This window comes from Photobacterium sp. Ph5 (assembly GCF_022129445.1).
Lineage (GTDB): Bacteria > Pseudomonadota > Gammaproteobacteria > Enterobacterales > Vibrionaceae > Photobacterium.
Window position 1 is genome coordinate 34,469 of record NZ_JADQAQ010000004.1, and the last position, 23,980, is coordinate 58,448.

General features: G+C 38.7%; 22 protein-coding genes. 8 read left to right on the top strand and 14 right to left on the bottom strand.

All coding sequences use genetic code 11. The annotated features are described in order from the left end of the window. Positions 1-180: 180 nt before the first annotated feature. Positions 181-591 (top strand): MarR family transcriptional regulator, encoded by a 411-nt coding sequence (locus I3259_RS02555; RefSeq protein WP_238028189.1) that lies wholly within the window; start codon positions 181-183, stop codon positions 589-591. A gap of 276 nt (positions 592-867) precedes the next feature. After that, positions 868-1,173 (top strand): hypothetical protein, encoded by a 306-nt coding sequence (locus tag I3259_RS02560; RefSeq protein WP_238028190.1) that lies wholly within the window; start codon positions 868-870, stop codon positions 1,171-1,173. Positions 1,174-1,279: 106 nt separating this feature from the next. Here I3259_RS02560 and I3259_RS02565 read toward each other — a convergent pair whose 3' ends face one another. The 3 genes from I3259_RS02565 to I3259_RS02575 form a co-directional block, all read right to left on the bottom strand. Beyond that, positions 1,280-2,470 carry an amino acid aminotransferase gene (locus I3259_RS02565; RefSeq protein ID WP_238028191.1) on the bottom strand — a complete coding sequence of 397 codons (1,191 nt, stop codon included), beginning with the start codon at positions 2,468-2,470 and terminating at the stop codon, positions 1,280-1,282. 106 nt (positions 2,471-2,576) lie between these two features. After that, positions 2,577-3,332, bottom strand: a complete 756-nt coding sequence (locus tag I3259_RS02570; RefSeq protein WP_238028192.1) for an enoyl-CoA hydratase-related protein — start codon at positions 3,330-3,332, stop codon at positions 2,577-2,579. A 102-nt stretch (positions 3,333-3,434) separates the two neighbouring features. Beyond that, the gene (locus I3259_RS02575; RefSeq protein WP_238028193.1) at positions 3,435-4,808 is read right to left on the bottom strand and encodes a GGDEF domain-containing protein; all 1,374 of its coding nucleotides are present in this window, start codon (positions 4,806-4,808) and stop codon (positions 3,435-3,437) included. Positions 4,809-4,927: 119 nt separating this feature from the next. On the opposite strand from I3259_RS02575, the gene I3259_RS02580 reads away from it, so the two are divergent. Continuing rightward, positions 4,928-6,391: an EAL domain-containing protein gene (locus I3259_RS02580; RefSeq protein ID WP_238028194.1), complete on the top strand. Its 1,464-nt coding sequence runs from the start codon at positions 4,928-4,930 to the stop codon at positions 6,389-6,391. 49 nt (positions 6,392-6,440) lie between these two features. On the opposite strand, the gene asnS is transcribed toward I3259_RS02580, so the two are convergent. Next, on the bottom strand, positions 6,441-7,841 hold the full coding sequence (gene asnS / locus I3259_RS02585; protein WP_238028195.1) for an asparagine--tRNA ligase: 1,401 nt from the start codon (positions 7,839-7,841) through the stop codon (positions 6,441-6,443). Positions 7,842-8,115: 274 nt separating this feature from the next. After that, positions 8,116-8,784, bottom strand: coding sequence for a 7-carboxy-7-deazaguanine synthase QueE (queE, locus tag I3259_RS02590; protein WP_238028196.1), 669 nt, complete (start codon positions 8,782-8,784; stop codon positions 8,116-8,118). Positions 8,785-9,058: 274 nt separating this feature from the next. Here queE and I3259_RS02595 point away from each other — a divergent pair, with 274 nt between their 5' ends. Then, complete coding sequence (locus I3259_RS02595; RefSeq protein WP_238028197.1) at positions 9,059-10,273, top strand: ROK family protein; 1,215 nt, start codon at positions 9,059-9,061, stop codon at positions 10,271-10,273. A 36-nt stretch (positions 10,274-10,309) separates the two neighbouring features. Here the strand turns inward: I3259_RS02595 and I3259_RS02600 are convergent, their stop codons facing one another. The 9 genes from I3259_RS02600 to bioA form a co-directional block, all read right to left on the bottom strand. Next, positions 10,310-11,212 carry a LysR family transcriptional regulator gene (locus tag I3259_RS02600; protein WP_238028198.1) on the bottom strand — a complete coding sequence of 301 codons (903 nt, stop codon included), beginning with the start codon at positions 11,210-11,212 and terminating at the stop codon, positions 10,310-10,312. Between the two features lie 163 nt (positions 11,213-11,375). Next, the gene (locus I3259_RS02605) at positions 11,376-12,128 is read right to left on the bottom strand and encodes a lactate utilization protein C (protein ID WP_238028199.1); all 753 of its coding nucleotides are present in this window, start codon (positions 12,126-12,128) and stop codon (positions 11,376-11,378) included. 16 nt (positions 12,129-12,144) lie between these two features. Further along, positions 12,145-13,557: a LutB/LldF family L-lactate oxidation iron-sulfur protein gene (locus I3259_RS02610; RefSeq protein WP_238028200.1), complete on the bottom strand. Its 1,413-nt coding sequence runs from the start codon at positions 13,555-13,557 to the stop codon at positions 12,145-12,147. A gap of 12 nt (positions 13,558-13,569) precedes the next feature. Next, a complete protein-coding gene (locus I3259_RS02615; RefSeq protein WP_045083050.1) occupies positions 13,570-14,289 on the bottom strand; it encodes a (Fe-S)-binding protein in 720 nt (239 codons plus the stop codon). A 99-nt stretch (positions 14,290-14,388) separates the two neighbouring features. After that, on the bottom strand, positions 14,389-15,972 hold the full coding sequence (locus I3259_RS02620; protein ID WP_238028201.1) for an L-lactate permease: 1,584 nt from the start codon (positions 15,970-15,972) through the stop codon (positions 14,389-14,391). Between the two features lie 639 nt (positions 15,973-16,611). Beyond that, positions 16,612-17,310 carry a ChrR family anti-sigma-E factor gene (locus I3259_RS02625; protein ID WP_238028202.1) on the bottom strand — a complete coding sequence of 233 codons (699 nt, stop codon included), beginning with the start codon at positions 17,308-17,310 and terminating at the stop codon, positions 16,612-16,614. After that, the gene (locus tag I3259_RS02630; protein WP_238028203.1) at positions 17,300-17,872 is read right to left on the bottom strand and encodes a sigma-70 family RNA polymerase sigma factor; all 573 of its coding nucleotides are present in this window, start codon (positions 17,870-17,872) and stop codon (positions 17,300-17,302) included. Before I3259_RS02630 ends, I3259_RS02625 begins: the two co-directional genes overlap by 11 nt. Positions 17,873-17,994: 122 nt before the next feature. Beyond that, on the bottom strand, positions 17,995-18,564 hold the full coding sequence (locus I3259_RS02635; RefSeq protein WP_238028204.1) for an LON peptidase substrate-binding domain-containing protein: 570 nt from the start codon (positions 18,562-18,564) through the stop codon (positions 17,995-17,997). A 158-nt stretch (positions 18,565-18,722) separates the two neighbouring features. Continuing rightward, positions 18,723-20,006, bottom strand: coding sequence for an adenosylmethionine--8-amino-7-oxononanoate transaminase (gene bioA, locus I3259_RS02640; protein ID WP_238028205.1), 1,284 nt, complete (start codon positions 20,004-20,006; stop codon positions 18,723-18,725). A gap of 215 nt (positions 20,007-20,221) precedes the next feature. Here bioA and bioB point away from each other — a divergent pair, with 215 nt between their 5' ends. From bioB to bioD, 4 genes are read left to right on the top strand one after another with little or no spacing between them, the layout of a single operon-like run. Next, positions 20,222-21,274 (top strand): biotin synthase BioB, encoded by a 1,053-nt coding sequence (gene bioB, locus I3259_RS02645; RefSeq protein ID WP_238028206.1) that lies wholly within the window; start codon positions 20,222-20,224, stop codon positions 21,272-21,274. Next, positions 21,261-22,445: an 8-amino-7-oxononanoate synthase gene (bioF, locus tag I3259_RS02650; protein WP_238028283.1), complete on the top strand. Its 1,185-nt coding sequence runs from the start codon at positions 21,261-21,263 to the stop codon at positions 22,443-22,445. Before bioB ends, bioF begins: the two co-directional genes overlap by 14 nt. Next, complete coding sequence (gene bioC, locus I3259_RS02655) at positions 22,438-23,262, top strand: malonyl-ACP O-methyltransferase BioC (RefSeq protein ID WP_238028207.1); 825 nt, start codon at positions 22,438-22,440, stop codon at positions 23,260-23,262. Before bioF ends, bioC begins: the two co-directional genes overlap by 8 nt. Then, positions 23,255-23,935: a dethiobiotin synthase gene (bioD, locus tag I3259_RS02660; RefSeq protein ID WP_238028208.1), complete on the top strand. Its 681-nt coding sequence runs from the start codon at positions 23,255-23,257 to the stop codon at positions 23,933-23,935. Before bioC ends, bioD begins: the two co-directional genes overlap by 8 nt. The last annotated feature ends 45 nt before the right edge of the window (positions 23,936-23,980 follow it).

Here is a 23,980-nt window from a genome sequence, read left to right on the forward strand (position 1 = left end):
TTTGGTACTTATTAAGTATATATGAAGAATATCAAAGGAATTTTTTGCTTAAAATCATATTTATCGGTTGATATGTCGCCGTTTGCTGGCATTTCTCTGACATACTTGATATAAAACGCGCTTACTTTTTCCCGCTGGCATAGTGGTGACTGAAAGTAGTGCAACGGAGTAGGAAATTTAATGAGAATCTCTCACAAACGTAAAGTACAGCTAAAACTTCAAAAACAGACGCCTGTTTTTGCTGAATTAGCGACCAAAGCAGCGCCTAAAAAAGCGGCTAAAAAAGCATCAAATGTTGAAACAGTGAAAGTTGCACCCGTAGCAAAAACTGTAGAAGCAAAAAAAGAAGTTAAAGCGACACCAGCTAAGGCTACATCAGCTGTGTCATTAACTCCTAAGCAGCAACAAGTGTTAGATATTGTTGTGAAAAATGCTGAAGGTTTAAACCCTAAAGGCATTGGCTTAGAAGCTGGTCAAGAAGATGCGAAAGCGGCTTCTTGGGCTACAGGTGCGTTAAAAAAACTAACTGAAGAAGGGTTAGTTGAACGCATCCAATTGGCTGGCAACAAAGTTTTATATAAAGCACTTTAATCAGCCAATCCCGCTTCTTTTTGAGAAGCGGGGGTTTTTATTCTCATTTCTATTCCTTCAAAGTTATTTTCTTCTGCTAATATTAAGTTCTACTTTATTATTTATGCATCGTTCCGATTATTTTTAATAATAACTATTTTAATGCTATAAATATAATAATGAATTGATATCCATAATTTTATTAAACTAAATTGAACATTTATTAGGTTACGCTTTTTATAGCAATTATTTGGATGTTAATTTCAAGGAGCTCGAAGCATTTGGAGTTAATGATCTATGACAATGATAAGTGCGAGAGAATTTTCAGACTGGCTAATTGACCGTTTTGCTGAAGATAACCAAGGCGTTTCTTTAACGCGGGAAGATATAAATATATTGACGGGTAGGCAAAGTTTTTCGTTAGGATTTGTTCATGATATTCATTATGAAGTGATGCGCCATGATATGGCTTTTGTGACTGATACTACACGTGAAATGTTCTATCTTGTTCCTATTGCGAAAAGGCCTTGGAAAGATCAACTAAAAAGAAATTACGAGCGCGATTTATATTGTAATGTATTGCCATTGAATAAATCAGGTTAATTTATGTTGTATTAATTTAGTTAAATTCGCAAAAAAAAGACATTTAACCTTATAGTCGAAAGTAAAAAGAGGACGTTATGTCCTCTTTTTTTAAACATCGTATATATTATAAGACGGCAGCAATACCTTTACATAACGGCATCATATTGTCTTTTGTCATACCCGCAACACTAATACGGCCTGAACCAACAATATAAATAGCAAAGTCATTTTTAAGTTGCGTTACTTGATCTTTGGATAAGCCAGAGAACGAGAACATACCATTTTGACGTTCAATAAAGCTAAAGTCGTTAGTTACACCTAACTCTTTTAATGTTGTTACAAATAGCGTACGCATTTCTTGGATGCGATCACGCATATCAGCAACTTCTTGTTCCCATTCTGCACGAAGCTCAGCGTTATTGAGGATTGTTGTTACAATCGCAGCACCATGAGCTGGTGGGTTAGAATAAATAACACGTGCAATCGATTTTACTTGGCTAAATGCTGTTGCTGCTTGCTCTGCTGTTTTACCAACAAGTGTAAATGCACCTACACGCTCATTGTATAAACCAAAGTTCTTAGAGAATGAACTCGCTACCAGTAATTCTGGTAGTTGATCTGCAAAGATGCGTAAACCTTGAGCATCTTCTTCTACACCGCGCGCAAAGCCTTGGTAAGCAAAATCGAACATTGGTAGTAGTTTTTTCTCAATGCAGAGTTTTGCTAGTACTTGCCATTGCTCTGTTGTTGGGTCAATACCGGTTGGGTTATGGCAGCAACCATGAAGAAGAACAATATCTCCTTCGCTAGCTTGGCTTAAATCCGCAATCGCTGCGTCAAAGTCAATATCACTTGTTTCTGCGTTATAGTAAGAGTATTGCTGTGTTTCAAGACCAGCAGCACCAAAGACGCCATGGTGGTTAGCCCAAGTAGGATTACTTATCCATACTTTTACATCGCCCAATTGACGCTTAATAAATTCAGCAGCAACACGTAATGCACCAGTACCACCAGGAGCTTGAGCTGTTTGTGCGCGTTTTTCAGTGATGATTGTTGCATCGTTACCAAAAAGTAGCTCTTGAACGGCTAGGCCGTATTCAGGTGTACCTGGAATGCTTAAGTATGATTTTGTTTTTTCTTTTTCAAGTAAAATCGCTTCTGCTTTTTTTACTGTAGCAAGAACAGGCGTATTACCTGTCTCATCTTTATAAATACCAACGCCTAGATTAATCTTTGTTGCGCGTGTATCTGCTTTAAATTCTTCTGTTAAACCTAAAATTGGATCAGCAGGAGCTGCCGTAATTTTCTCAAACATATTTGGTCATCCGTGGCGTTAATAAATAGTAATGTCTATTTATACCCTTTGTCGTAGAACGTTTACAAGATAATGCAACAAATTAGTCATAAATTTTATTGATGAATTAAGTATGACTTTTTTTTACTCTAAATCGAGATAATGCATTGGTTGCGGCTGGAGATTTAATTAGCCTAAAAATAAGGTCATTTTCTTTGTAGATACAATCAATAAGTTGTTGACGAGTAGTCGCAGATAATAGTGCTTTAGAGCGCTGTAATGCATCTTTAGGTAAAGCTGCAAGCGTGTTAGCACAGTGTGCTGCACGTTGTTCTGGTTGAATGGTTATTTGATTGATAAAACCAAGAGATAACGCTTCTTCTACTGTCATTTCTTCACCAAGTAGTAACATAGCTTTGGCTTTTCTTGTTCCGATCAATTGTGGTAACAATAAACTTGAACCAAATTCTGGGCATAATCCAAGTTTAACAAAGGGAAGAATAAAAGTAGTGTTAGGGCTGGCAAAGATAAAATCACAGTGCTGTAGCAGTGTCATCCCTATCCCAATCGCTGCGCCAGAGACCGCGGCAACAATAGGGACTGGACAGTCAATCATTGCGATCATAAAGCGTTCGATTATTTCTCGGTTCTGCTGTGACTGCGTATTATCAGCCTGTGCTAACTGAATAAAATCTTCAATATCATTTCCACTGCAAAAAATGTCAGCATGACCAGTGATGATGACAACATATATATCATCATTTTTGGCTCGTTCTAGCTGTTGAGCTAAATCTTGATACATTTTGAGGTTAAGTGCGTTTTTAGCTGTGGGGCGATCAATAGTGAGCGTAAGGATATGATTTGATAAAGATGAAGTGATCATGTTGCCATCCTTGAACGATGAATAATCTATCAAGGATGGCATATAACAGTAATTATTTGCTAATTTAGTATCAAAAGTAAGTTGCCATCAGCAATAACATCATTAAACAATCGTCGATTGATTGCGACCATTATGTTTTGATTGATATAACGCATCATCACTGACTTTATATGCTTCACTAAATGATAACGTGTCCGACACCGTACCCCCAATTGAAATGGTGACGGTAATCTCCTGAATAGGGTATACCTGAATAAGATGTCGTATTTCTTCTGCTTTTAACCGTAATTGTTCTTTCGTCATTGGTGGAAAACTTAGGATAAATTCTTCACCCCCCCAACGGATAGCTATATCACTCTGGCGTATGCATTGACTCACTCTTTCTGCTACTTTGCGTATTACTTCATCACCTACTTCATGGCCATAGGTATCATTAATTGACTTAAAGTTATCAATATCAATAATCAGTAAGCAGAAACTTTTTTGAGCATGTAGCTTTTTCTCATAGTAATCACGTCGATAGAAGTGAGTCATGAGATCACGTTGTAATGAGAATTTTCTTGTCTTTAACTTTGCAGTTAATAAGTAAATAAATAAAGTTAATAATAATGCAGGTGCTAATGAGTATTTTAAAATAGAAAATAAATTAACTCCGACATAAAAAGGGTCTTGTGTCGCGCAAGGTAAGAGTTTTTTAATGTAAAAATCATGCTTTGACGGGTTCGCATAAAGTACCGTTTTAAACTCATCATTATAACTTTCAAGTGCGTCTTTTAGTAAATTATTTTTAATATCAATAACTAATAACGCATCTAATTTACGATTATTGTAAACTGGATAGTATAATGTTCTGATTGTTTGGTTAGTTCCTTCTTCTACATATCGTTCTGTTAGCTTCATATTACAGCCATAGAAATAGCGATAGGTCTCACCCAGACCTTCTTTATCTATAATCCTTTTTACGACAGAATTCTTTTCATAGTTCTTATAGGATTCCAAATAGAGTGTGCGTGCGGGATCAAAATGCGCATAAGTGGCCGGGTTTTCAAAAACCGCGATAGTCCAAATATTGTTATCTGTTAGTTGCTCTAGTTGAGAGCGAAGACGCTTTATCCCTTTAGATAACACTTTAACTTTAGATGTGTGGTTTACAACCACGGAAACGCCATTGTAATCGTGTTGGCCTTTTGGGATAAGCGTGGTACCTGTATTGTTGTAATATGAACTAAAACGACGGCTTACAGAATATACTGCATTTATCTTTTCGAAGTATTGCTCATAAAATTCGTCTAAATGATAGGCATTATAAGCAAAATATCCACTTGATATTACCGTAAATAATAGCGAGAAAAGCTTAAGGCTAGCAATTAAGCTTTTGTTTTTATTTGTTAATGTCTCTAACATTGCAATATCAATAGAGGTATATGGAGGGTGGATTTTATAATCTAAAGATATAAATTCAATCTTATTTGTCATATCTTTGATGAAGATATTTTATGAATACGATGTATTAAATTTATCGAATTGTTTTTATTTGTTTTACGTATAATTATATTAAAATTTGAATCGGCTCTGAATAAGGTATTGCGGTGACTTTGAATCCTATTGTAAAAATAGCAAGGCTATTCACTGCTATTCTCATTCTTATTTTCCTAAGTTATGGCATCGCAAAGATGACAGCTTCTTGGTTATCTTATGTCATTGCATACTCAACTATTTCGTCAGATATAAAGGAGCATGGGAAAAAATTAGAGACAAATTATTGGCTAGAAGCACAGCAAATCGATAAGCTAAAAAAAATTAATAATTGTAGTCAATCCGCTCAGGAAAAATTAAGAAAATTAGAATATGATAATCATGACATTCGTTTTATTGGTGTGCAACTTGAGACTAAAAAGCTGTGTACCTCTTATGGGCTTATTGATTTTCCAGTAATAGAAACGCAACAACCACCCTATATTCGTTATTTATCACCAATTAGTAAGCAAAATGAAACTGCGGTATTAATGAATGTTAATCAGCAAACGTTTCTTGTTGATGTGAGAGTTTCGGATTTTTCAGAGTTCTTTGTCTACTTTTGTAATAAATGCTTATCTTTTCACTATGAGTACGATTTAGATGATTATAATAATAAATTAAAACCAACAACTTGGTTTGTTTTACGTTCTGATTTAGGAAAGATAAAAGGGGTAGTGATTGTTGATAAATATTTACAAAAGAAATTAAATGAAAGAAATATTTATTACTATTGGTTAATTTATTTCTTATTATTATGCTTAATCTCAGCTGGTATTTATTACTATTATCATTCTCAGCATGATTTACAAAAACTATTAGTGACAGGGTGTAAAAAGGATGAATTTATTCCCTATTATCAGCCTATCATGTCACTCGATGATCAATTGCAGGGAGTCGAAGTTTTAGTTCGCTGGAAATTAAGTGATGGTAGTTTATTACTTCCGGCATATTTCATTGATGTCGCTGAAAAAATGGAAGTGATTAATGAAATTACGCTAACTTTAGTGAAAAAAGTACAAGACGATTTTTCACAATATAGTTATCGACATAAAAGGAAAGTATTTTGTGCCTTTAACTTAACCGCACAACAGATAGAGACGAAAGCATTTATTGATCAACTTATTGATATGCTTAAATTTGAAACAAACTTTATTGCCTCATTTGAGATCACCGAACGCCAACATTTTAAAAACTTAGCGATGGCAAAAGCTAATATTCGTTGCCTACAAGAGCAGGGGTATCAAATTAAACTCGATGATGCAGGGACGGGCTATGGTGGTTTTAGTTACTTTATGGACTTCAACTTAGATGGTGTGAAGATCGATAAAATGTTTATTGATGTTATTGGTGTTGACGATGTGAAAGTCGAAGTACTCAACTCTATTATTATGATGGCGAAGCGCTTAGGGATTGATATTGTGGCAGAAGGGGTCGAGACTCAGCAGCAAGTTGATTTTCTACGAGAGCATGATATTGACTACATTCAAGGTTACTATTATTCCAAACCGTTGCCGTTTTCTGAACTAATATTTGACGATTAAAAGAAAGGCTGCCATAAGACAGCCTTTGTAATATTGATATAAGCAAGACTTAGAAGCTTGCAGAGCGTGGCGTACGTGGGAATGGGATTACGTCACGTACGTTACCCATACCTGTTACGTAAGAGACTAGACGCTCGAAACCTAGACCGAAACCTGCATGAGGAACGCTACCGTAACGACGTAAATCGCGGTACCAACCCATGTGTTCAGGATCTAGACCCATCTCAATCATACGTGCATCTAGAATGTCTAGGCGCTCTTCACGTTGAGAACCACCGATGATTTCACCAATGCCTGGTGCTAGTACGTCCATAGCAGCAACTGTTTTACCGTCATCGTTCATACGCATGTAGAATGCTTTGATGTCTTTCGGGTAGTTTTTAACAATTACAGGTGCTTTAAAGTGCTCTTCTGCAAGGAAGCGCTCGTGTTCAGAAGACATATCAATGCCCCACTCAACATCAAACTCAAACTTACGACCAGAATCTTGTAGGATCTTAATTGCATCAGTGTAATCAACTTGTGCAAAATCAGACGTTACAAATTGCTCTAGACGAGTGATTGCTTCTTTGTCGATGCGAGATGCAAAGAACTCAAGATCGTCACGGCGCTCTTCAAGTACAGCTTTGAACACGTACTTAAGCATGTCTTCAGCAAGTTTTGCGACATCATCAAGTTCAGCGAAAGCAACTTCAGGCTCAACCATCCAGAATTCAGCTAGGTGACGACTAGTGTTTGAGTTTTCAGCACGGAACGTTGGGCCGAAAGTGTAAACTTTGCTTAATGCACACGCGTATGCTTCTGCGTTTAGCTGACCAGATACCGTTAGGAATGTTTCTTTACCAAAGAAATCTTTGTCAAAGTCTACATTGCCTTCATCTGTCATTGGGATGTTAGCAAGATCTAACGTTGACACGCGGAACATTTCCCCCGCACCTTCACAGTCAGAAGCTGTGATAAGTGGTGCAGACATCCAAATGAAGCCTTGTTCGTGGTAGAAACGGTGAATCGCTTGAGATAGGCAGTTACGAACACGTGCAACTGCACCAATTACGTTAGTACGTGGACGAAGGTGTGCCACTTCACGTAAGTATTCAATTGAGTGACGTGTTTTAGCCATTGGGTAAGAATCTGCATCTTCAACCCAACCAACAACCTTAACGTTAGTTGCTGCTAGCTCAAAATCTTGACCTTTAGCAGGAGATGCGACGATTGTACCGGTAACCTCAACAGAGCAACCAGTTGTAAGCTTAAGGACTTCATCCTGGTAATTATTTAACTCATTAGGGACCACGGCCTGAATCGGGTCGAAACAAGAGCCGTCATAAATGGCAAGGAAAGAGATCCCAGCTTTGGAATCACGACGCGAGCGAATCCAACCGCGAACAGTCACTTCACTGTCTACCGCTAGTTTACCGCTTAATACGTCTGTTACAGGCGCGTAAGTCATGTTTAAATCATTCTCCGTTTAGGCACTGACTTTGGAATTAAAGTATCTCGTGCTTAAAGATATTTATGTATTAGCAATATTACCTTTCTTACGACAAGCATCAAGTATTGATATCAATCAAATGACAAATTGATGAAGGAAATAGGCAATTTGAGGTGATAGTTGGTTAATTATCGGTCATTTGCAAGAAACCACTTCGGTTTAGCGTTGTAAACATTAAAGCAAAGCGGTTTTTTTGATAAGTGTTTTATAAATCAAGCAAAGTATAGAGTGATTAAGCGATGGCTAGATATTTGTGTGTTTGGATCGATAAACGCCAGTTACGTTGAATACAAGTTTCAATACATAACTCTGTTGCACGTGGTTTTTGACTGATAGGTTGAAGCGCAATCGTGACATCAGGTTTTAGCGTAACGCCATCAATGAGTGCATCAAGTTGTTCAATGTCTTTGCTGGTGCCGACAGGGTGCTTAATCTCGTTAGCACGAGCGAGGGAAGAAGCTAAAACGGGCAATTTTGCTTTCATGTTTATTTTTGGCGATACCGTTACCCAAGTGTTATCACTGGTTTGGATGTCAGACGTACCACTGGTTTCAATTTGACAGTTAAAGCCAGCATCTTCTAGTGCTTGAGTTAAAGGTCGAAGATCGTAAATACAAGGTTCACCACCTGTAATAACAACGTGCTTAGCTGTATATTTTTGATCTTGTAATAATTGCACTACACCATTAGCGTCAAGATTAGTCCAAAGTGGTGAGTCCCCAGTTTTAGCCATGATCTTGTCTAAGCTAACGAGATCTTGTGGCTCTGCAGTCCAAGTTTGTTTGGTATCACACCATGAGCAGCCAACAGGGCAGACTTGTAATCGAACAAAAATTGCAGGTACGCCAGTAAATACACCTTCACCCTGAATTGTTTCGAATACTTCGTTAATTTTGTACACGTTGAACCTCTTATTCTCACGACTATAACCATTTTATTATTAATGAAGCATGGTCATTATTAGAAAAGTTACTGCGTGAAATAAATCCGCTAATTAAAAAAAATTGTAGGCAAAAAAGCCTTTTTTCATTATCGCAGAAGCGAAACTCAATGTCTTTAGTCATTCATAGTGATACTTGTCACGTACTGACGATAAGAGGCTTCACAATTACTTCGCAAAGTAAAAAAATTAACTTCCGAAGGTTTTTAAGCTGATTTTTCTCAGGAGTATCGACATGTACGTCGCTCAGCCAGGCCATATCGATCATATAAAAAGAAATAATGCCGGCAGCGTTTATAAACTAATTGATTTGTATGGGCCGATCTCGCGCATTGAATTGTCTAAACGCAGCCAACTTGCCCCCGCAAGTATAACTAAGATCACCCGTGAATTAATTGATGCGCATTTAATTAAAGAAACGCAATTTCAGGAACCGAGCAGTCGTGGTCGACCTGCGATTGGGTTAGTTCCAGCTAATGAAGGTTGGCAATTTTTATCTATTCGTTTAGGTCGTGGTTATCTTACTATTGCCTTACATGAACTTGGCGGTGAAATTTTAGTCGAAGAACGTCAAGATATTGAACAACTTCATCAAGAAGATGTGGTTAAAAAGTTATTAGCTGAAATAAACATTTTCTTTGCCAATCATGTTAGTGAATTAGATCGAATGACAGCGATTGCTGTGTCATTACCGGGATTAGTGAATTCCAGTGAAGGCATGGTGTTGCAGATGCCACATTATGATGTATCTAATTTACCTCTTGGTGAAATTATTCACAAAGAAACGGGGCTGCCTGTTTTTATCGGTAACGATACGCGTTCATGGGCATTAGCTGAAAAGCTGTTTGGCAATTCTCGTGGTATTGCAAATTCCATTTTGATTTCTATTCATCATGGTGTTGGGGCAGGTATCGTACTTGATGATAATGTGCTGCAAGGAAAAACCGGTAACGTGGGTGAACTGGGGCATATTCAAATTAAGCCATATGGGAAACGCTGTTTTTGTGGTAATCACGGCTGTTTAGAAACGGTAGCGAGCCTACAGGCTATTTTAGAACAGGTGGATACACAGCTTAAAGCAGGGCATCAATCCATGCTCAGTCATATGCCTTTAACCATTGAATCTATTTGTGATGCGGCGGTAGAAGGTGACAGTTTAGCGCGACAAATTATTGTGGAGTTAGGCCATAATTTAGGGCAAGCCATTGCGATAATGGTTAACCTGTTTAACCCTCAACGCATTTTGATTGGAGGGGAGTTTAACCGCGCCAAAGCGGTGCTTTACCCTGCGATTATGGAGTGTATTCGTTCGCAAACGCTACCTGTTTATTTCGATGGATTAGAAATAGAAGAAAGCTGTTTTTATACTCAAGCGACGATGCCAGGTGCGGCTCTGGTTAAACAAGCGTTATACGATGGACACCTATTGATGAAACTCGTAGATGGTTAAGTAAATTCAACATAACGGATTGATCTTACATGGAGGTTAGAACTTTTCTTTAATTTCCATGTAGCTCTCTCTAATATGTTCAATCAATGCTTGAATTCGTTTAGCTGGCTTTCTGGTATACGGATATACAGCATAAATTCCCACCACTTTACCTGCATGTGTTGAGAGTAATTCAACTAACTCACCGCGTTCTAATTCATCATAGATTAAACAATTAGGCAGATAGGCGATCCCATTCCCTGCAAGTGCACTTTTCTTTAGAGCCACCGCATTGTCTGATGAAAAATTACCACTGACTTTATGAGTATAAATTTTATTTTGTTTAATAAATTGCCAGTCGAATGGACCCGTACTTTGAGGATTATAGCCAAGGCAGTTATGGCTATTGAGATCTTTAGGTTTTTCAGGTTTACCGTAATGTTCAATGTAGGTCGGTGAAGCACAAATTACCCAGCGAGAGTTGAATATATGACGAGCGATTAAGCTTGAATCTTCAAGATAACCCGTACGGATCACCAGATCGTAGTTATCAGCTACGAGATCGACAAAGTGATTATTTAATGACATATCAACCGAGAGACCTGGGTGTTTTTGACAAAAATCAGCTACAGCTTTTGCCAATACTAATTCACCTGAAATAGTCGGTACAGACATGCGAATTTTACCAGAGAGCGCTTCGCTATAGCCCGTAACAGAGTCAAAAGCGGCTTGAGCAACATGGTTGATACTTTTTGCGCGATGGTAAAGGACTTCACCCGGTTCGGTGAGGGTTAATTTGCGGGTGGTACGGTAAATGAGCTGTAAGCCTAATTCGGTTTCCAGTTTACTAATGCGTTTACTAACAACGGATTTCGTCACGTTATTGAGTTCAGCCACTTTGCTGAATGAACCATGCTCAATAACTTGAGTGAATAAAACGAGATCATCGATAGCTGGCATTATTTATCCCACAAAAAGCCTAATAGGCGAAGGATTATATACCTAAAAAGATTAAATTCTAGTTAAAAAAACGCAGTCCGAAGACTGCGTTATTCATATTCCCGTAATGTGCTTAACCACTAGTATCCTACTAGTTTGCTATCACTATTGGTGATAAGTAGCCTTACATATCATCAATAATGATGTAGGTGGCAAAGACGGGCCCATGCACACCAACAACTTTGATCAGTTCGATATCTGCTGTCGAACTAGGACCTGAAATAAAGTTTACGCATGAAGGTACACGTTCACCATTCATGGCTTTTTGATGCAGAATTTCAGTTGCTTGGGTTAAACGAGCAACGATTGAGCTTTTAGGTACAATGAAGACAGAAGCTTCTGGTAATAGACTTACTGCGCGCCCCTGTGCTGGGTTGCTGTAAAGTACCATTGTGCCTGATTCTGCTAACGCTTGTTCAGCGAATACAACGCCGACTTTTGCACGCTCTGCTACTGTGATGTTCGCTTCGTAACCCGCTGAGTGATCCCAAATGTAAACACCATGCTTATCGGCGCTTAAATCTTTTGGATCAATAACGTTAAGTAGACGAGTATCTGCAGTAAAAATGGTTTCACCAACAGGATCAATGTTTGTTTCGTCTTCGCTGCAGTATTTGAAACAAACGTCACGAAGTGCTTCAGTTAACTGCGCTTTGGTTGTCACAACGGCTTGCGCGCCTAAAGAAGACTGAGTGTATTCTACCAAGATATCTTTTAATTCATCTTGTGATTTATCAGCAAATACTTCTTTGTGACAGTTATATTTTAGGTTTGGACGCTCTACTGGGGTAGTAATGCGATCACGACCAAGTTGTTTAGCGATGTTGTTAAGGAAACTATCGCGATTATAAATGCGTTGCTCATTTTGAGATGACATACGGAAAGCTCCTTAATTATTTATTTTTGTTTTTAAACCAACTGCGGAATGACTCACCAGATGGATTTGGTAAATCGCGCGTCTGAGTCCATGCGTTTAGTAGACCAACTTTAAATGGCAATTGACCATTTTTAATTAGTTTACCTGCAACAATAGCGCCGATCTTAACGGTTTTATCCCATAGCGCAGGGTGAGCATTAATAAAGCTAAAACCACTAACTGAAGCTCGCTCCATAGAATCAGTGATCTTTTCTTCGCCCATGATTTGGCGGTGCTTCAGCAGCAAATCAGACAGCGGGATCTTCACTGGACAAACATCATGACAAGCACGACATAAGCTACATGCATTTGGCAAGTCTTTGAAATCTTCGTAACCACCTAGTAATGGCGATAATACTGCACCAATAGGACCAGAGTAGATTGAACCGTAAGATTGGCCACCAATGTGACGATAAGCTGGACATGTGTTTACACAAGCAGCACAACGAACACAACGTAGAATTGAACGGAATTGAGAGCCAAGAATTTTAGAACGACCGTTATCAACAATCACTAAGTGGAACTCTTCAGGGCCATCACAGTTATCGTCTTCACGAGGACCTGTAAGTGCTGTTACATAACCTGTTAGAGGTAGACCAACAGCACTACGACATAGTAAACTTGCTAGGATATCGAATTCTTCAAAAGTAGGAGCGATACGCTCCATACCCATTACAGCAATATGTGTTTTAGGTAGGCTTGTTGCAAGACGTGCGTTACCTTCATTTGTCACAAGGGTTACGGTGCCTGACTCTGCGATAGCAAAGTTACAGCCAGTGATACCGATCTCTGCTTCAAGGAAGTCATGACGAATATGTTTACGAACAAAACGTGTCATTTCTTCTGGATCAGAAGAACCTTCGTAACCGAGTTTCTTGTTGAAAACATCACGAATTTGAGTACGGTTTTTGTGTAGTGCTGGCACAACGATATGTGATGGCGCATCACAATCATCAACTTGAAGAATGTATTCACCAAGGTCGGTTTCAATCACTTCACAGTTATTACGCTGAATCACTTGGTTCATACCGATTTCTTCGGTCACCATGGATTTAGACTTAACAACTTTTTTCGCATTCTTTTGCTGAATAATCTTTTCGATGTAGTTGGTTGCATCTTCAGCTGTTGCTGCGAAGAATACATGACCACCGTTCTTTTCAACGTTGTCGCTAAGTTGTTGTAGGTAGTAATCTAGATTTTCAAGCACATGGTTACGGATATCCATACCCATTTCGCGCCATTCTTCCCAGTTACCGAGTTTTTCCGCAGCAACTGCGCGGTTTTTGAACATACGTTCTTGTGCATTAGCAACAGCGGCACGCATAGACTCGTCTTTCATTTTTACATGAATACGATCTTTAAATTTTTGGTTGCTTGTTTTCATTGACATAATAATGACCTCTTAACGACTCATCAGCACATCAACAATGTGCATCACTTTGATTGGTTGACCTTCACGGCTAATACGACCACCAATATTTAATAAGCAGCTAATATCAGCGCCGATTAAGAAATCAGGCTCTGCTGCTTTAATGTGACGCACTTTTTCTGTCACCATCTCACCTGAGATTTCAGACATTTTCACAGAGAATGTACCGCCAAAACCACAACATGTTTCTTGGTTTTCGATAGGTAAAAGCTCAAGGCCTTCAACGTTGCTAAGAAGAAGTAGAGGTTCTTCACGTACGCCAAGTTTACGGATCAAGCTACAAGAAGGGTGGTAAACACCTTTACCTTCAAGACGAGCACCGACGTTTTCAACACCTAGCTGGCGTACAACAAATTGTGTTAGTTCGAATAAACGATCAGCGACTTTTTTCGCACGCTCTGCCCATTCTGGCTCATCTGCTAAATACTCAGGGTACTTTTTAACAGCCGCTGCACATGAACCTGCTGGTGTTACGATAGGAAAATCATTGATCTCAAAAGCTTGGATCATACTTTTCATTGCAGGCTTACTTTTTTCAATGTAGCCACTATTTAATGCAGGCTGACCACAACAACCTTGACGTTCTGGGAAGATCACTTCACAGCCAAGTTGTTCTAGTAAACCTACTGTTTTTTTGGCAACTTCAGCTTTAACTGTATCGCCTAGGCAGGTGACAAAAAAGTTTACCTTCATTTTATTGCTCCAGTGGCGGGTTACCGCCTGATTGTTCATATTTAAGATTGGCCTACTCGAAAGTAAGCCAATCATTTATCTAATGTTATGTAGGGACAATTAGATAAAAATGCTGACACATGCTGCAATCACACCGTACAAAATCATAGGGATCACCGTACGTTTTATGATGTAGCCTTCTTTATTTGCGATACCAAGGATAGTTGACACCGCAATAATATTGTTAATACACACCATGTTACCCATAGCACCACCAACAGATTGCATGGCTAAAATAGTGGTTTCAGGTAACCCAACGTTGTGCGCGATACTCTGCTGGATTGCGCCAAAGGTTAGGTTTGAAACAGTGGCTGAACCTGAGAAAAAAGCACCAAGTGCACCTAAATAGGCGGCACAGTATTGCCAGTTTTTACCCATTAGATCAGCAAACGCATTACCTGTAGTCATAATTGGCGAGTGTTCGCCTCCGATCATCATGAACTTCACCATAATTAGAGCGCCAACAAGGGCAATAAATGGTGTTTTAATGCGTGATGCAGTGTCGCTAAACACTTGTTTTGCTTGTTGCTTATTCATTTTTAGAAAAGGAATTGAAATAAGCACAACTACAAAAAACGGAATTAATGCAGGGACATAGAGTGTTTTATATGCCCAAGATGTATCCGTACCTAAAATGTTACTTAACTTAATGATTAACGCTTGGCTTAGATGTAAATCAGCAAAACCTAAATTAAGGTGTAGCAGAGGTGTTGCATCATTTAACAAGCCTTTTAGACCAAGTTGTTTGATACGCGTTACGATTAAAATAACTATCAGTAATAGCGTTGGTGCCATCGCTTTAAAAACGACACCAAATGGTAAAGTCTCTTGTTGCTGTTTTTGTTCTTTCTCAGTTTGCTTTTCTAAACCAATATTGTAACGGGCAAAAATAATCGACAACGTTAAGCCAAATGCGCCACCGATCAGTGCTGGGAACTCATAGTTCCATTGCGCCAGCCATACATAAGGTATAGTACATGACCAAATGCTTAGTTGGATAAACACAAAGTTGTGTTTTATTTGCTGCCAGTTAACAACAAATTTAAGCGCAATTACGGGAATAACCACGGCTGCCGCTGTATGCATAATTGCTGATAGGCGACCTACATCAAGCAATTCTGCATCGGGAAGTCCTAAGTTGCCTAAACCAAACCATGTAGGTGTACCCACTGCACCAAAAGAGACTGGAACAGAATTCATAACCAGTGCTAGCATGGCTACACGTAATGGATTAAAACCAAGACCGACTAATATAGGCGCTGCAATCGCAGCTGGCGTACCAAACCCCGATGCGCCTTCAATCATAAAAGCAAATGCCCAGCCAATGATCATCAACTGACCTACTTGGTTTTTACTGATGCCTTCTAACCATTGGCGAATCACATTTTCAGCACCAGATACGTTCAAGGTTCGGTTTAATAAAATAGCGCCAGCAATAATTGATATTGGCGTTATGGCGGACAATGCACCAGAAATGACGTTTGCAGCTAAAAGTTGGCTGTCGGTACCAAAATAGATCAGTTGTAAAAAACCAACGATGAGTGCTGTTACTGGTAATGCTATATGTGATGGTAAAGCATTCTTTTTTGTCATCATCCAAATTAAAAGCAAAATAGGGATAACCGATATTGCAAGATTTAACATATTTCCCACCTAGGTTATTTCGTTGTTTCACGAAATTGTTTTGTTGTTATTTTTAATTATTTACTGAGTGATACGTAATAACGTAACGCATAACCGCAGTGGGAAGAGTATTTTAGGTTGGAAATAGATGATGACTATCTATTTTTTAACGCTAATGATGATGGTAAATAAAAGAAATGTGATGTTAGATAACATGCGTGAACTAATGATTCCTTTTGTTTTCATTATTAATCAAGTAGTTGTTGTCTTTTGTTGTAGGTGGGTAATTCAGGATTAGGTGATTATTGGAAACAAACATTTTGCGAATTTAAGCCAATAAAAATGCTGGTTTTTTGAATAAGAGGTGAGTTTGCTAAAATGTAAAATAAGACTTGTTTTTAAATAAGACTGTAATTGTAGTAATTAAACTACAAATGCAATTTTATATTTAAATTAAGATCGAAAATAGAAATGTTTTTTATTTTATGCAAATTATAAATATGATTGAACTTATATTAAAGGTTACAAATATAATGATGATTTAAATATTAGTTGTTTTATAAAGTTAATGATTGTGAATGCATTAAATTAATAAGTGAAAAAGCCTCTTAACTGTAATTTTAGCCATAAAGCATGTAGTTAAGAGGCGAATAATAAAAATTAGTATATAACTTTACCAATACTATTAAACAGTTGGCTCATACCTTGAGTAAAGTGAAGTGGGGCATTTGAGACTGTGTAGCAAAGGCAACCTTCACTAGTTTTTGGGCTATGTCCAGAATGAGATTCGTCAAGTAATATAAAATCACCAGCGGTATAATGCCCGTTTTCATCTTCAAAATTCCCTGCTAGTAGAAGCGTCAGCTCATAGCCTTTATGAGTATGAGTCGGGATCGTACCGCCTTTGCTTATATGTAATAAACTCGATCTTACTTCACCTTCTTCAAAGGGTAACCTGGCACGTCTAATTTTTCCTAAATTGTGCCAGTTTAACTGATTAAACTTAGTGAATGCTCTTGGTAGAGTATATGTCATTCCTTTACATTCAATGGTTAGAGACTTTGGCTCATGGTATGACATGTTATCGTCACCGCTTTCAATAATGTCACTGAGCATGGCGGAAAAGCATGCGTCAATGTGAAGATCTTGCTGCAAATTACTTTGTGCCGTTTTTGATTGCGACCAAGAAGCATTAGCAATTTTAGGTGTAAGTTGTGATTCTAACTGTTGGCAATGAGGGCAAAGTTCAATATGTGCAGATACAGCAAGTGACATAGAAAGTGGTAACTTACCTTCTATATGTTGCCCTAGTAATTGTTTACTGGGATGATGTTTAATAAACGAGATATTAGTAGGCATCGTCATTCTCCAAATGCAAACGCAGCTTTTGCAAGCCTAAGCGTAACCTTGATTTTACGGTACCCACAGGGAGTCCTAACTGATCGGCAAGCTCTTGATGAGATCGCTGATTAAGGTATATTTCTTTCACTACAACTTGCTGATTTTTTGGTAGTGTTGCTATCAATGTAATGAGTTCATCACTGAGTTGTTCATTACTTGGATCATCAGATGATGAGACGAGTTTCTGCTCAAAAATAGGCCAAATATCATCACTGTAATTATCTTCTTTTGTTGCTTGACGTTTTCGCAGAATATCAAAGCATTGATTACGCATTATTGTGTAAACCCATGTAGATACCGCACCTTTCTCGGGATGAAAAAGATGTGCTTTTCGCCAAACAGTTAGCATTGTTTCTTGAACAAGTTCCATTGCATTGGCTTCTTGCTTTAGATGTTTTAAGCCATAAGAACGAATTTTTGGCGCAAAATGTGAAAAGATAGTGGCAAAAGCTGTTTTATCACGATCAGTTGCTACACTAACGAGTAATTTTTTTTGTTGCTCAATACTGATCTCATTCATTGTGGGTGTACCCAACCTATAATGATGACTAGATTGAGAATTAGGGTATGTAATAATAGACATAATCTCAATGTGTATTGATAAATAGTGAATAGTTACATAGTGATACGCCCTTAATTCAGTTATGGATCATTTTTTTGCAAATTATCATCAATTACAGTGTGTAAAAAAGATAAGGCGGCAGTATGATCGTTTCTACTCATAAACCACTGCTTTTGATTGACTTCTAAGGGTAAGATTTCGAGCCATCGCTGACATACCCAAGTCATGTCTTCAAAATTAGGGGTAGGGTAATAACTAGCGTGATCGGGATGTTCTTTAAAAAGTACTTTAAGGCTATTGGCTATTTCAACATCGGTATAGTTAATATCAGTACTTTGCCAGTTGGGAACGGAAGATATCTTGCCAAAGAAAAGATCGTCTTCATCACGCCAGTGATCATCAATAAGAAATAACTCAACGGCCTGAATCGTAATACTCAGAACACCGTCTGGTAAGGAATCAAAATCAGTGATAACTACGCGTGTGCCAAAATGGCAAATCGTATTATCGATTGACATGCACAAACCGAATCCATCTTTGTTTGTAACTGCAATTTTTACCAGTTTGATATAACGAGGTTCAAAGATCCTTAACTTGCTGACCCCGCCTGGTAATAGATAAATATCTAGTGGAAACAGAGGTATTTGCATAATCTTAGCCCTAGCTGACGTATTATCGTCGATGGTGTACTTACTTTATTATTATTGTTAGTACTAGCATCATGATTCAAAGTATAAGCAGACATAAATAAGATTATTGTCTGCTTTTTGATAAAGTTAACGATATTTTTCCCTGTCGATTATCACTGTTATATAGAACTTACAACCTGTTTAATTGCCATGGTTAATTGTGTCAATTGCTGATCACTAATAATGAATGGTGGCATAATATAAATGAGTTTACCAAAAGGGCGAACCCAAACACCTTGCTTTACAAATTCTGCTTGAATACTTTCCATTTCAACGGCTTGATACAGCTCAACAACACCAATAGCACCTAACCAACGGACTGATTTTACATTTTCAAGTTCTGCAATAGACGGAAGTTCCTGCGCTAATTGTTGCTCTATATTTGTGACTTGTTGTTGCCATTTATTTTCTGCCAATAAATCCAAACTGGCGTTTGCGACGGCACACGCAAGGGGATTTCCCATAAATGTTGGTCCATGCATAAAACATTGTGCTTCACCACTGCAAACCGTATCAGCAACATGCTTGGTTGTTAGAGTGGCTGATAACGTCATATACCCACCCGTTAATGCTTTACCTAAGCACATAATATCAGGGCTTATTTCTGCGTGTTCACAGGCGAATAATTTACCCGTTCGACCAAATCCAACAGCAATCTCATCAGCAATAAGTAAAACGTTATATTGATCGCAGAGCTCACGAATACGTTTTAAATACGTTGGATGATAAAAACGCATGCCACCTGCACCTTGAACAATGGGCTCAATAATCACAGCAGCAAGATCTTGATGATGAGTACGAATTTTTTTTTCAAAGTCATTAACGTCTGTTTCATCCCAATCATCCCAAAATCCACATTCTGGTGACTTGGCAAAAATATGCTCAGGTAAAAAGCCTTTATAAATACGATGCATTGAGTTAGTGGGATCAGTGACAGACATTGCAGCAAAAGTATCACCGTGATAGCCATGGCTAACGGTTAAAAATTTTGCACGAGACTCATTTTTCGCATGCCAATATTGCAATGCCATTTTAAGGGCAACTTCAACAGCAACAGAGCCAGAATCGGCAAGAAATACTTTTTCTAAAGCATGTGGGGTGATGGAGACGAGTTTTTTACACAAATCAACAGCAGGCTGATGGGTGATGCCACCAAACATCACATGTGACATTTTATCAAGCTGCGCTTTTGCCGCTTCAGTCAAAACGGGATGGTTGTAACCATGAATGGTCGACCACCATGATGACATACCATCAATTAACTGCGTGCCATCTTCAAGCGTGAGATAAACGCCTTGGGCTGATGTAACAGGGTAGCAAGGTAGGGGAGTTACAGTTGATGTATAGGGATGCCAAACGTGTTTTTTATCAAAATCAATATCCACATTGTTCGTTTTTTGCACAGATGTAAACCTCTGTTGTTATCCATAGTTGACAGTCTACGCACTGTTAGTAGACTAGCCAAGTAGTAATAGTTCATAGAGTTATCATTTAATAGCTTTTTACTCAGTAAAAGTGAAACAAGACGTTAACAAGTAGAGCTGTGAAACATAGGATAAACATGAAGGATCGAGCAAGTCCTTGTGAGTCGTAAGATAACTATAATTGAGGTCAGACTGTGGAAGTACGTAATAATTGGACAGTAGAGGAAGTCCAAGCTTTATTCGATAAACCATTTATGGATTTAGTGTTTGAAGCACAGCAAGTACATCGTCAATATCATCAGCCTAATCAAGTACAGGTCAGTACTTTGCTTTCGATTAAAACAGGTGCATGCCCTGAAGATTGTAAGTATTGCCCACAAAGTGCTCATTACCGTACCGATGTAGACAAGGAACGCTTGTTGGAAGTTGAGCGTGTCCTAGACGCTGCAACTAAAGCAAAGCAATCAGGCGCAACCCGTTTCTGTATGGGAGCGGCTTGGAAGAACCCGAAAGAGCGTGACATGCCGTATCTACTCGATATGGTTAAAGGCGTAAAAGAAATGGGTTTAGAGACGTGTATGACGCTGGGTATGATAACCAGTGATCAAGCCGATACGCTTGCCGATGCTGGTTTAGATTATTACAACCATAACCTTGATACATCCCCTGAATATTACGGCAATATTATCACCACGCGTACTTACCAAGATCGACTTGATACGTTATCACATGTTCGTGATGCAGGGATGAAAATTTGCTCTGGTGGGATCATTGGAATGGGTGAAAGCTCACGTGATCGCGCTGGATTATTAGTTGAGTTAGCGAATCTGCCTGTTCACCCTGAAAGTGTACCGATTAATATGTTGGTAAAAGTGAAAGGGACACCGTTAGAAAGTGTTGATGATGTCGATCCTTTTGACTTTATTCGTATTATTGCGGTTGCCCGTATTATTATGCCAATGTCAGCAGTACGTCTATCTGCCGGTCGTGAAGACATGAATGAGCAGATGCAAGCGCTTTGTTTCATGGCGGGTGCTAATTCTGTGTTCTATGGTTGTAAATTACTGACAACACCAAACCCAGGTGAAGATAAAGACATGCAGTTGTTTGCTAAGTTAGGGATTAACAGTGAGCAACAAGCCGCGAAACCTGATGAAGTTCAAGAGCATGAATTATTAGGCAAAGTGGCACAACGTGTGGCATCTCGCCCGACTAAAGATGACATCTTTTACGATGCCTCTGTTTAGTCAACGCTTTCGCCATGCGTTAGCGGAACGAGATAAACAAAGGCTTTATCGTAGCCGTACTTGTTTATCTCGTAAGCAGGGTAATGATTCAGGGCACATATCTGCGGATCAACAATCATTTGTTAACTTTTCAAGTAATGATTATTTGGGATTAGCACAATCACCTGAAATCATCGAAGCATGGCAGCTGGGGTTGAGCCTATATGGTGCTGGCAGTGGCGCATCACCATTAGTGACAGGTTATCACTCTCCCCATGCAAATTTAGAAGCGCAATTATCTGAATGGCTCGGTTATGACAGGGCGTTACTTTTCAGTAGCGGATTTAGCGCAAATCAAGCTTTGCTTTTTACGCTATTACAAAAGCACGACAGTGTTTACCAAGATAAGTTGAATCATGCTTCATTGATGGAAGCGGGAATGTTATCACCAGCAATGATGAAGCGTTTTCCACACAATGATATTGATGCTCTAGATAGATTACTCGATAAACAAGTCTTCGAACCTAACCAAGCACGAATGGTGATTACAGAAGGCGTATTTAGCATGGATGGTGATTGCTCACCGCTTAAAGCATTACGTCGTGTTTGTGATAAACAAAAAAGTTGGTTAGTAGTTGATGATGCACATGGGTGTGGTGTGCTTGGTGATGAAGGAAGAGGGAGTTGTGCAGCGAGCGGAATAAAAGCAGATATTTTAGTGATCACTTTCGGCAAAGCGTTTGGGCTTCAAGGCGCTGCAATATTATGTGATAACGATACTGCTGAATATTTAATTCAGTTTGCACGACACTTTATTTACTCAACAGCGATACCGCCAGCTCAAGCCTATGCATTAAGTAAAGCATGTGAAGTGATACAGCAACAACCTTGGCGACGAGAAAAATTAACAGCGTTAAGTGATTTATTCACCCAGCAACTCGATTCTGCTATACCGTTGCAGCAAACCATTACCCCAATAAAACCGATAGTTATTGGTAGTAGTGAACAAACTATTGCGATATCTGAGCAGTTAAAACAGCGTGGATTATGGGTAGGTGCTATTCGTCCTCCGACGGTTCCTCAAAATACAGCTCGTCTTCGCGTCACATTAACAGCGACACATAACGATAAAGATATTCGCCTGCTTGCTGCATCATTAAATGAGGTGATTAATGATCAATATAATGGATAAATTTAATACGGCGTTAAATACCGAGCCAGCGATGCCAATAGATAAACAAGCGGTTGCATCGGCTTTTGGTAAAGCGGCGAAAAATTACGATAACGCAGCGGCATTTCAACGTAAAGTTGGGCATTTATTATTAGAGGAATTACCTCACCTTCATGCCGTAGAAAACCATAAAAAAGCGATCGATGTAGGTTGTGGTACGGGCTATTTTAGTGAGGAATTGGTAAAGCTTGGCTTTAATGTGACGGCTGCTGATCTGTCTTTAGAAATGTTAGCGCAAGCCAAACAACGCTGTAATAGCGATTGTGATTATCTATTGGCTGATGCTGAAAATTTGCCATTGGCAGACAATAGCTATGATGTTGCTTTTAGTAGCTTGGCGTTACAGTGGTGTGATGACTTAGCTGTACCACTTAAAGAATTAAAACGTATTGTTCGACCGGGCGGTATGATCTTTTTCACAACGCTGGTTGATGGCTCGTTAAATGAGTTAAAAGAAGCGTGGGCACAGGTTGATCAATATCAACATGTTAATGATTTTAAAACAGAAAATGAAATAAAAGTTGCGCTGGCGCAAACAGGAACACAGGTTGATAAATTAGTATTCTCACCCATAGTTGTTCATTACCCATCAGCACTGGGGTTAATGAAAGATCTAAAAGGTATTGGCGCTACACATTTGCAACAAAAAAGGAAAAATGTGTTACTAGGTCGTCAAACATTAAACGCGTTAGAGCATGCCTATGATGCCTATCGTGATGAAAGCAATTTATTACCCGCTACTTATCAAGTTTGTTTTGGAGTTTTAATTAATGACTAATGCTTTTTTCCTTACTGGGACGGATACCGAAGTCGGTAAAACAGTCAGTAGTCGCGCTATTTTACAAGCGGCCAGTCAGCATAATATTCAAATGGCAGGTTATAAGCCTATCGCTTCAGGCAGTGAAGAAACAGCCGAAGGACTTCGTAATTCAGATGCTTTATTTATACAAGAAGCATCGCCGGTTGAGCTTACTTATCAAGAAGTGAACCCTTATACGTTTAAAGAGCCAGTCTCTCCGCATTTGGCTGCAGAAAGGGAAGGTAAAACAATTGATTTTGATGTGCTTTCACAAGGACTAGCACATCTTAAAGCTAAATCTGATGTAGTATTAGTGGAAGGGGCGGGTGGTTGGCGTGTACCCGTAACACGTACCGATTATTTATCATCATGGGTTAAACAAGAAAAATTACCTGTAATTTTAGTCGTTGGGATTAAATTAGGCTGTTTAAGTCATGCAATGTTAACAGCTGAAGCTATTAACGCTGACGGGTTAGAGTTGGTTGGCTGGGTTGCGAATCGTGTGAATCCAGGGATTGAAAATTACGCTGAAATGATAAAAATGTTAGAGCTTAATTTACCTGGCGTGAAATTAGGCGAAATACCTTATATGCCTGGTATTAATAAGCGTGATTTATCATCTTATATTCAATTAGAAAAGCTCGGGCTATAGAGTTAAAGTATCTATTTTTTGACACAAAGAATAAGAAAAAGGCAC

Bases quoted from the DNA above. Each gene is read 5' to 3' on its own strand.
- I3259_RS02555 (WP_238028189.1), top strand. From the start codon at position 181: ATGAGAATCTCTCACAAACGTAAAGTACAGCTAAAACTTCAAAAACAG.
- I3259_RS02615 (WP_045083050.1), bottom strand. From the start codon at position 14,289: ATGAAGGTAAACTTTTTTGTCACCTGCCTAGGCGATACAGTTAAAGCT.
- I3259_RS02625 (WP_238028202.1), bottom strand. From the start codon at position 17,310: ATGCCTACTAATATCTCGTTTATTAAACATCATCCCAGTAAACAATTA.
- I3259_RS02620 (WP_238028201.1), bottom strand. From the start codon at position 15,972: ATGTTAAATCTTGCAATATCGGTTATCCCTATTTTGCTTTTAATTTGG.
- I3259_RS02630 (WP_238028203.1), bottom strand. From the start codon at position 17,872: ATGAATGAGATCAGTATTGAGCAACAAAAAAAATTACTCGTTAGTGTA.
- I3259_RS02600 (WP_238028198.1), bottom strand. From the start codon at position 11,212: ATGCCAGCTATCGATGATCTCGTTTTATTCACTCAAGTTATTGAGCAT.
- I3259_RS02560 (WP_238028190.1), top strand. From the start codon at position 868: ATGACAATGATAAGTGCGAGAGAATTTTCAGACTGGCTAATTGACCGT.
- I3259_RS02635 (WP_238028204.1), bottom strand. From the start codon at position 18,564: ATGCAAATACCTCTGTTTCCACTAGATATTTATCTATTACCAGGCGGG.
- asnS (WP_238028195.1), bottom strand. From the start codon at position 7,841: ATGACTTACGCGCCTGTAACAGACGTATTAAGCGGTAAACTAGCGGTA.
- I3259_RS02575 (WP_238028193.1), bottom strand. From the start codon at position 4,808: ATGACAAATAAGATTGAATTTATATCTTTAGATTATAAAATCCACCCT.
- I3259_RS02605 (WP_238028199.1), bottom strand. From the start codon at position 12,128: ATGTCATCTCAAAATGAGCAACGCATTTATAATCGCGATAGTTTCCTT.
- bioC (WP_238028207.1), top strand. From the start codon at position 22,438: ATGGATAAATTTAATACGGCGTTAAATACCGAGCCAGCGATGCCAATA.
- I3259_RS02610 (WP_238028200.1), bottom strand. From the start codon at position 13,557: ATGTCAATGAAAACAAGCAACCAAAAATTTAAAGATCGTATTCATGTA.
- bioF (WP_238028283.1), top strand. From the start codon at position 21,261: ATGCCTCTGTTTAGTCAACGCTTTCGCCATGCGTTAGCGGAACGAGAT.
- I3259_RS02595 (WP_238028197.1), top strand. From the start codon at position 9,059: ATGTACGTCGCTCAGCCAGGCCATATCGATCATATAAAAAGAAATAAT.
- I3259_RS02565 (WP_238028191.1), bottom strand. From the start codon at position 2,470: ATGTTTGAGAAAATTACGGCAGCTCCTGCTGATCCAATTTTAGGTTTA.
- bioD (WP_238028208.1), top strand. From the start codon at position 23,255: ATGACTAATGCTTTTTTCCTTACTGGGACGGATACCGAAGTCGGTAAA.
- I3259_RS02570 (WP_238028192.1), bottom strand. From the start codon at position 3,332: ATGATCACTTCATCTTTATCAAATCATATCCTTACGCTCACTATTGAT.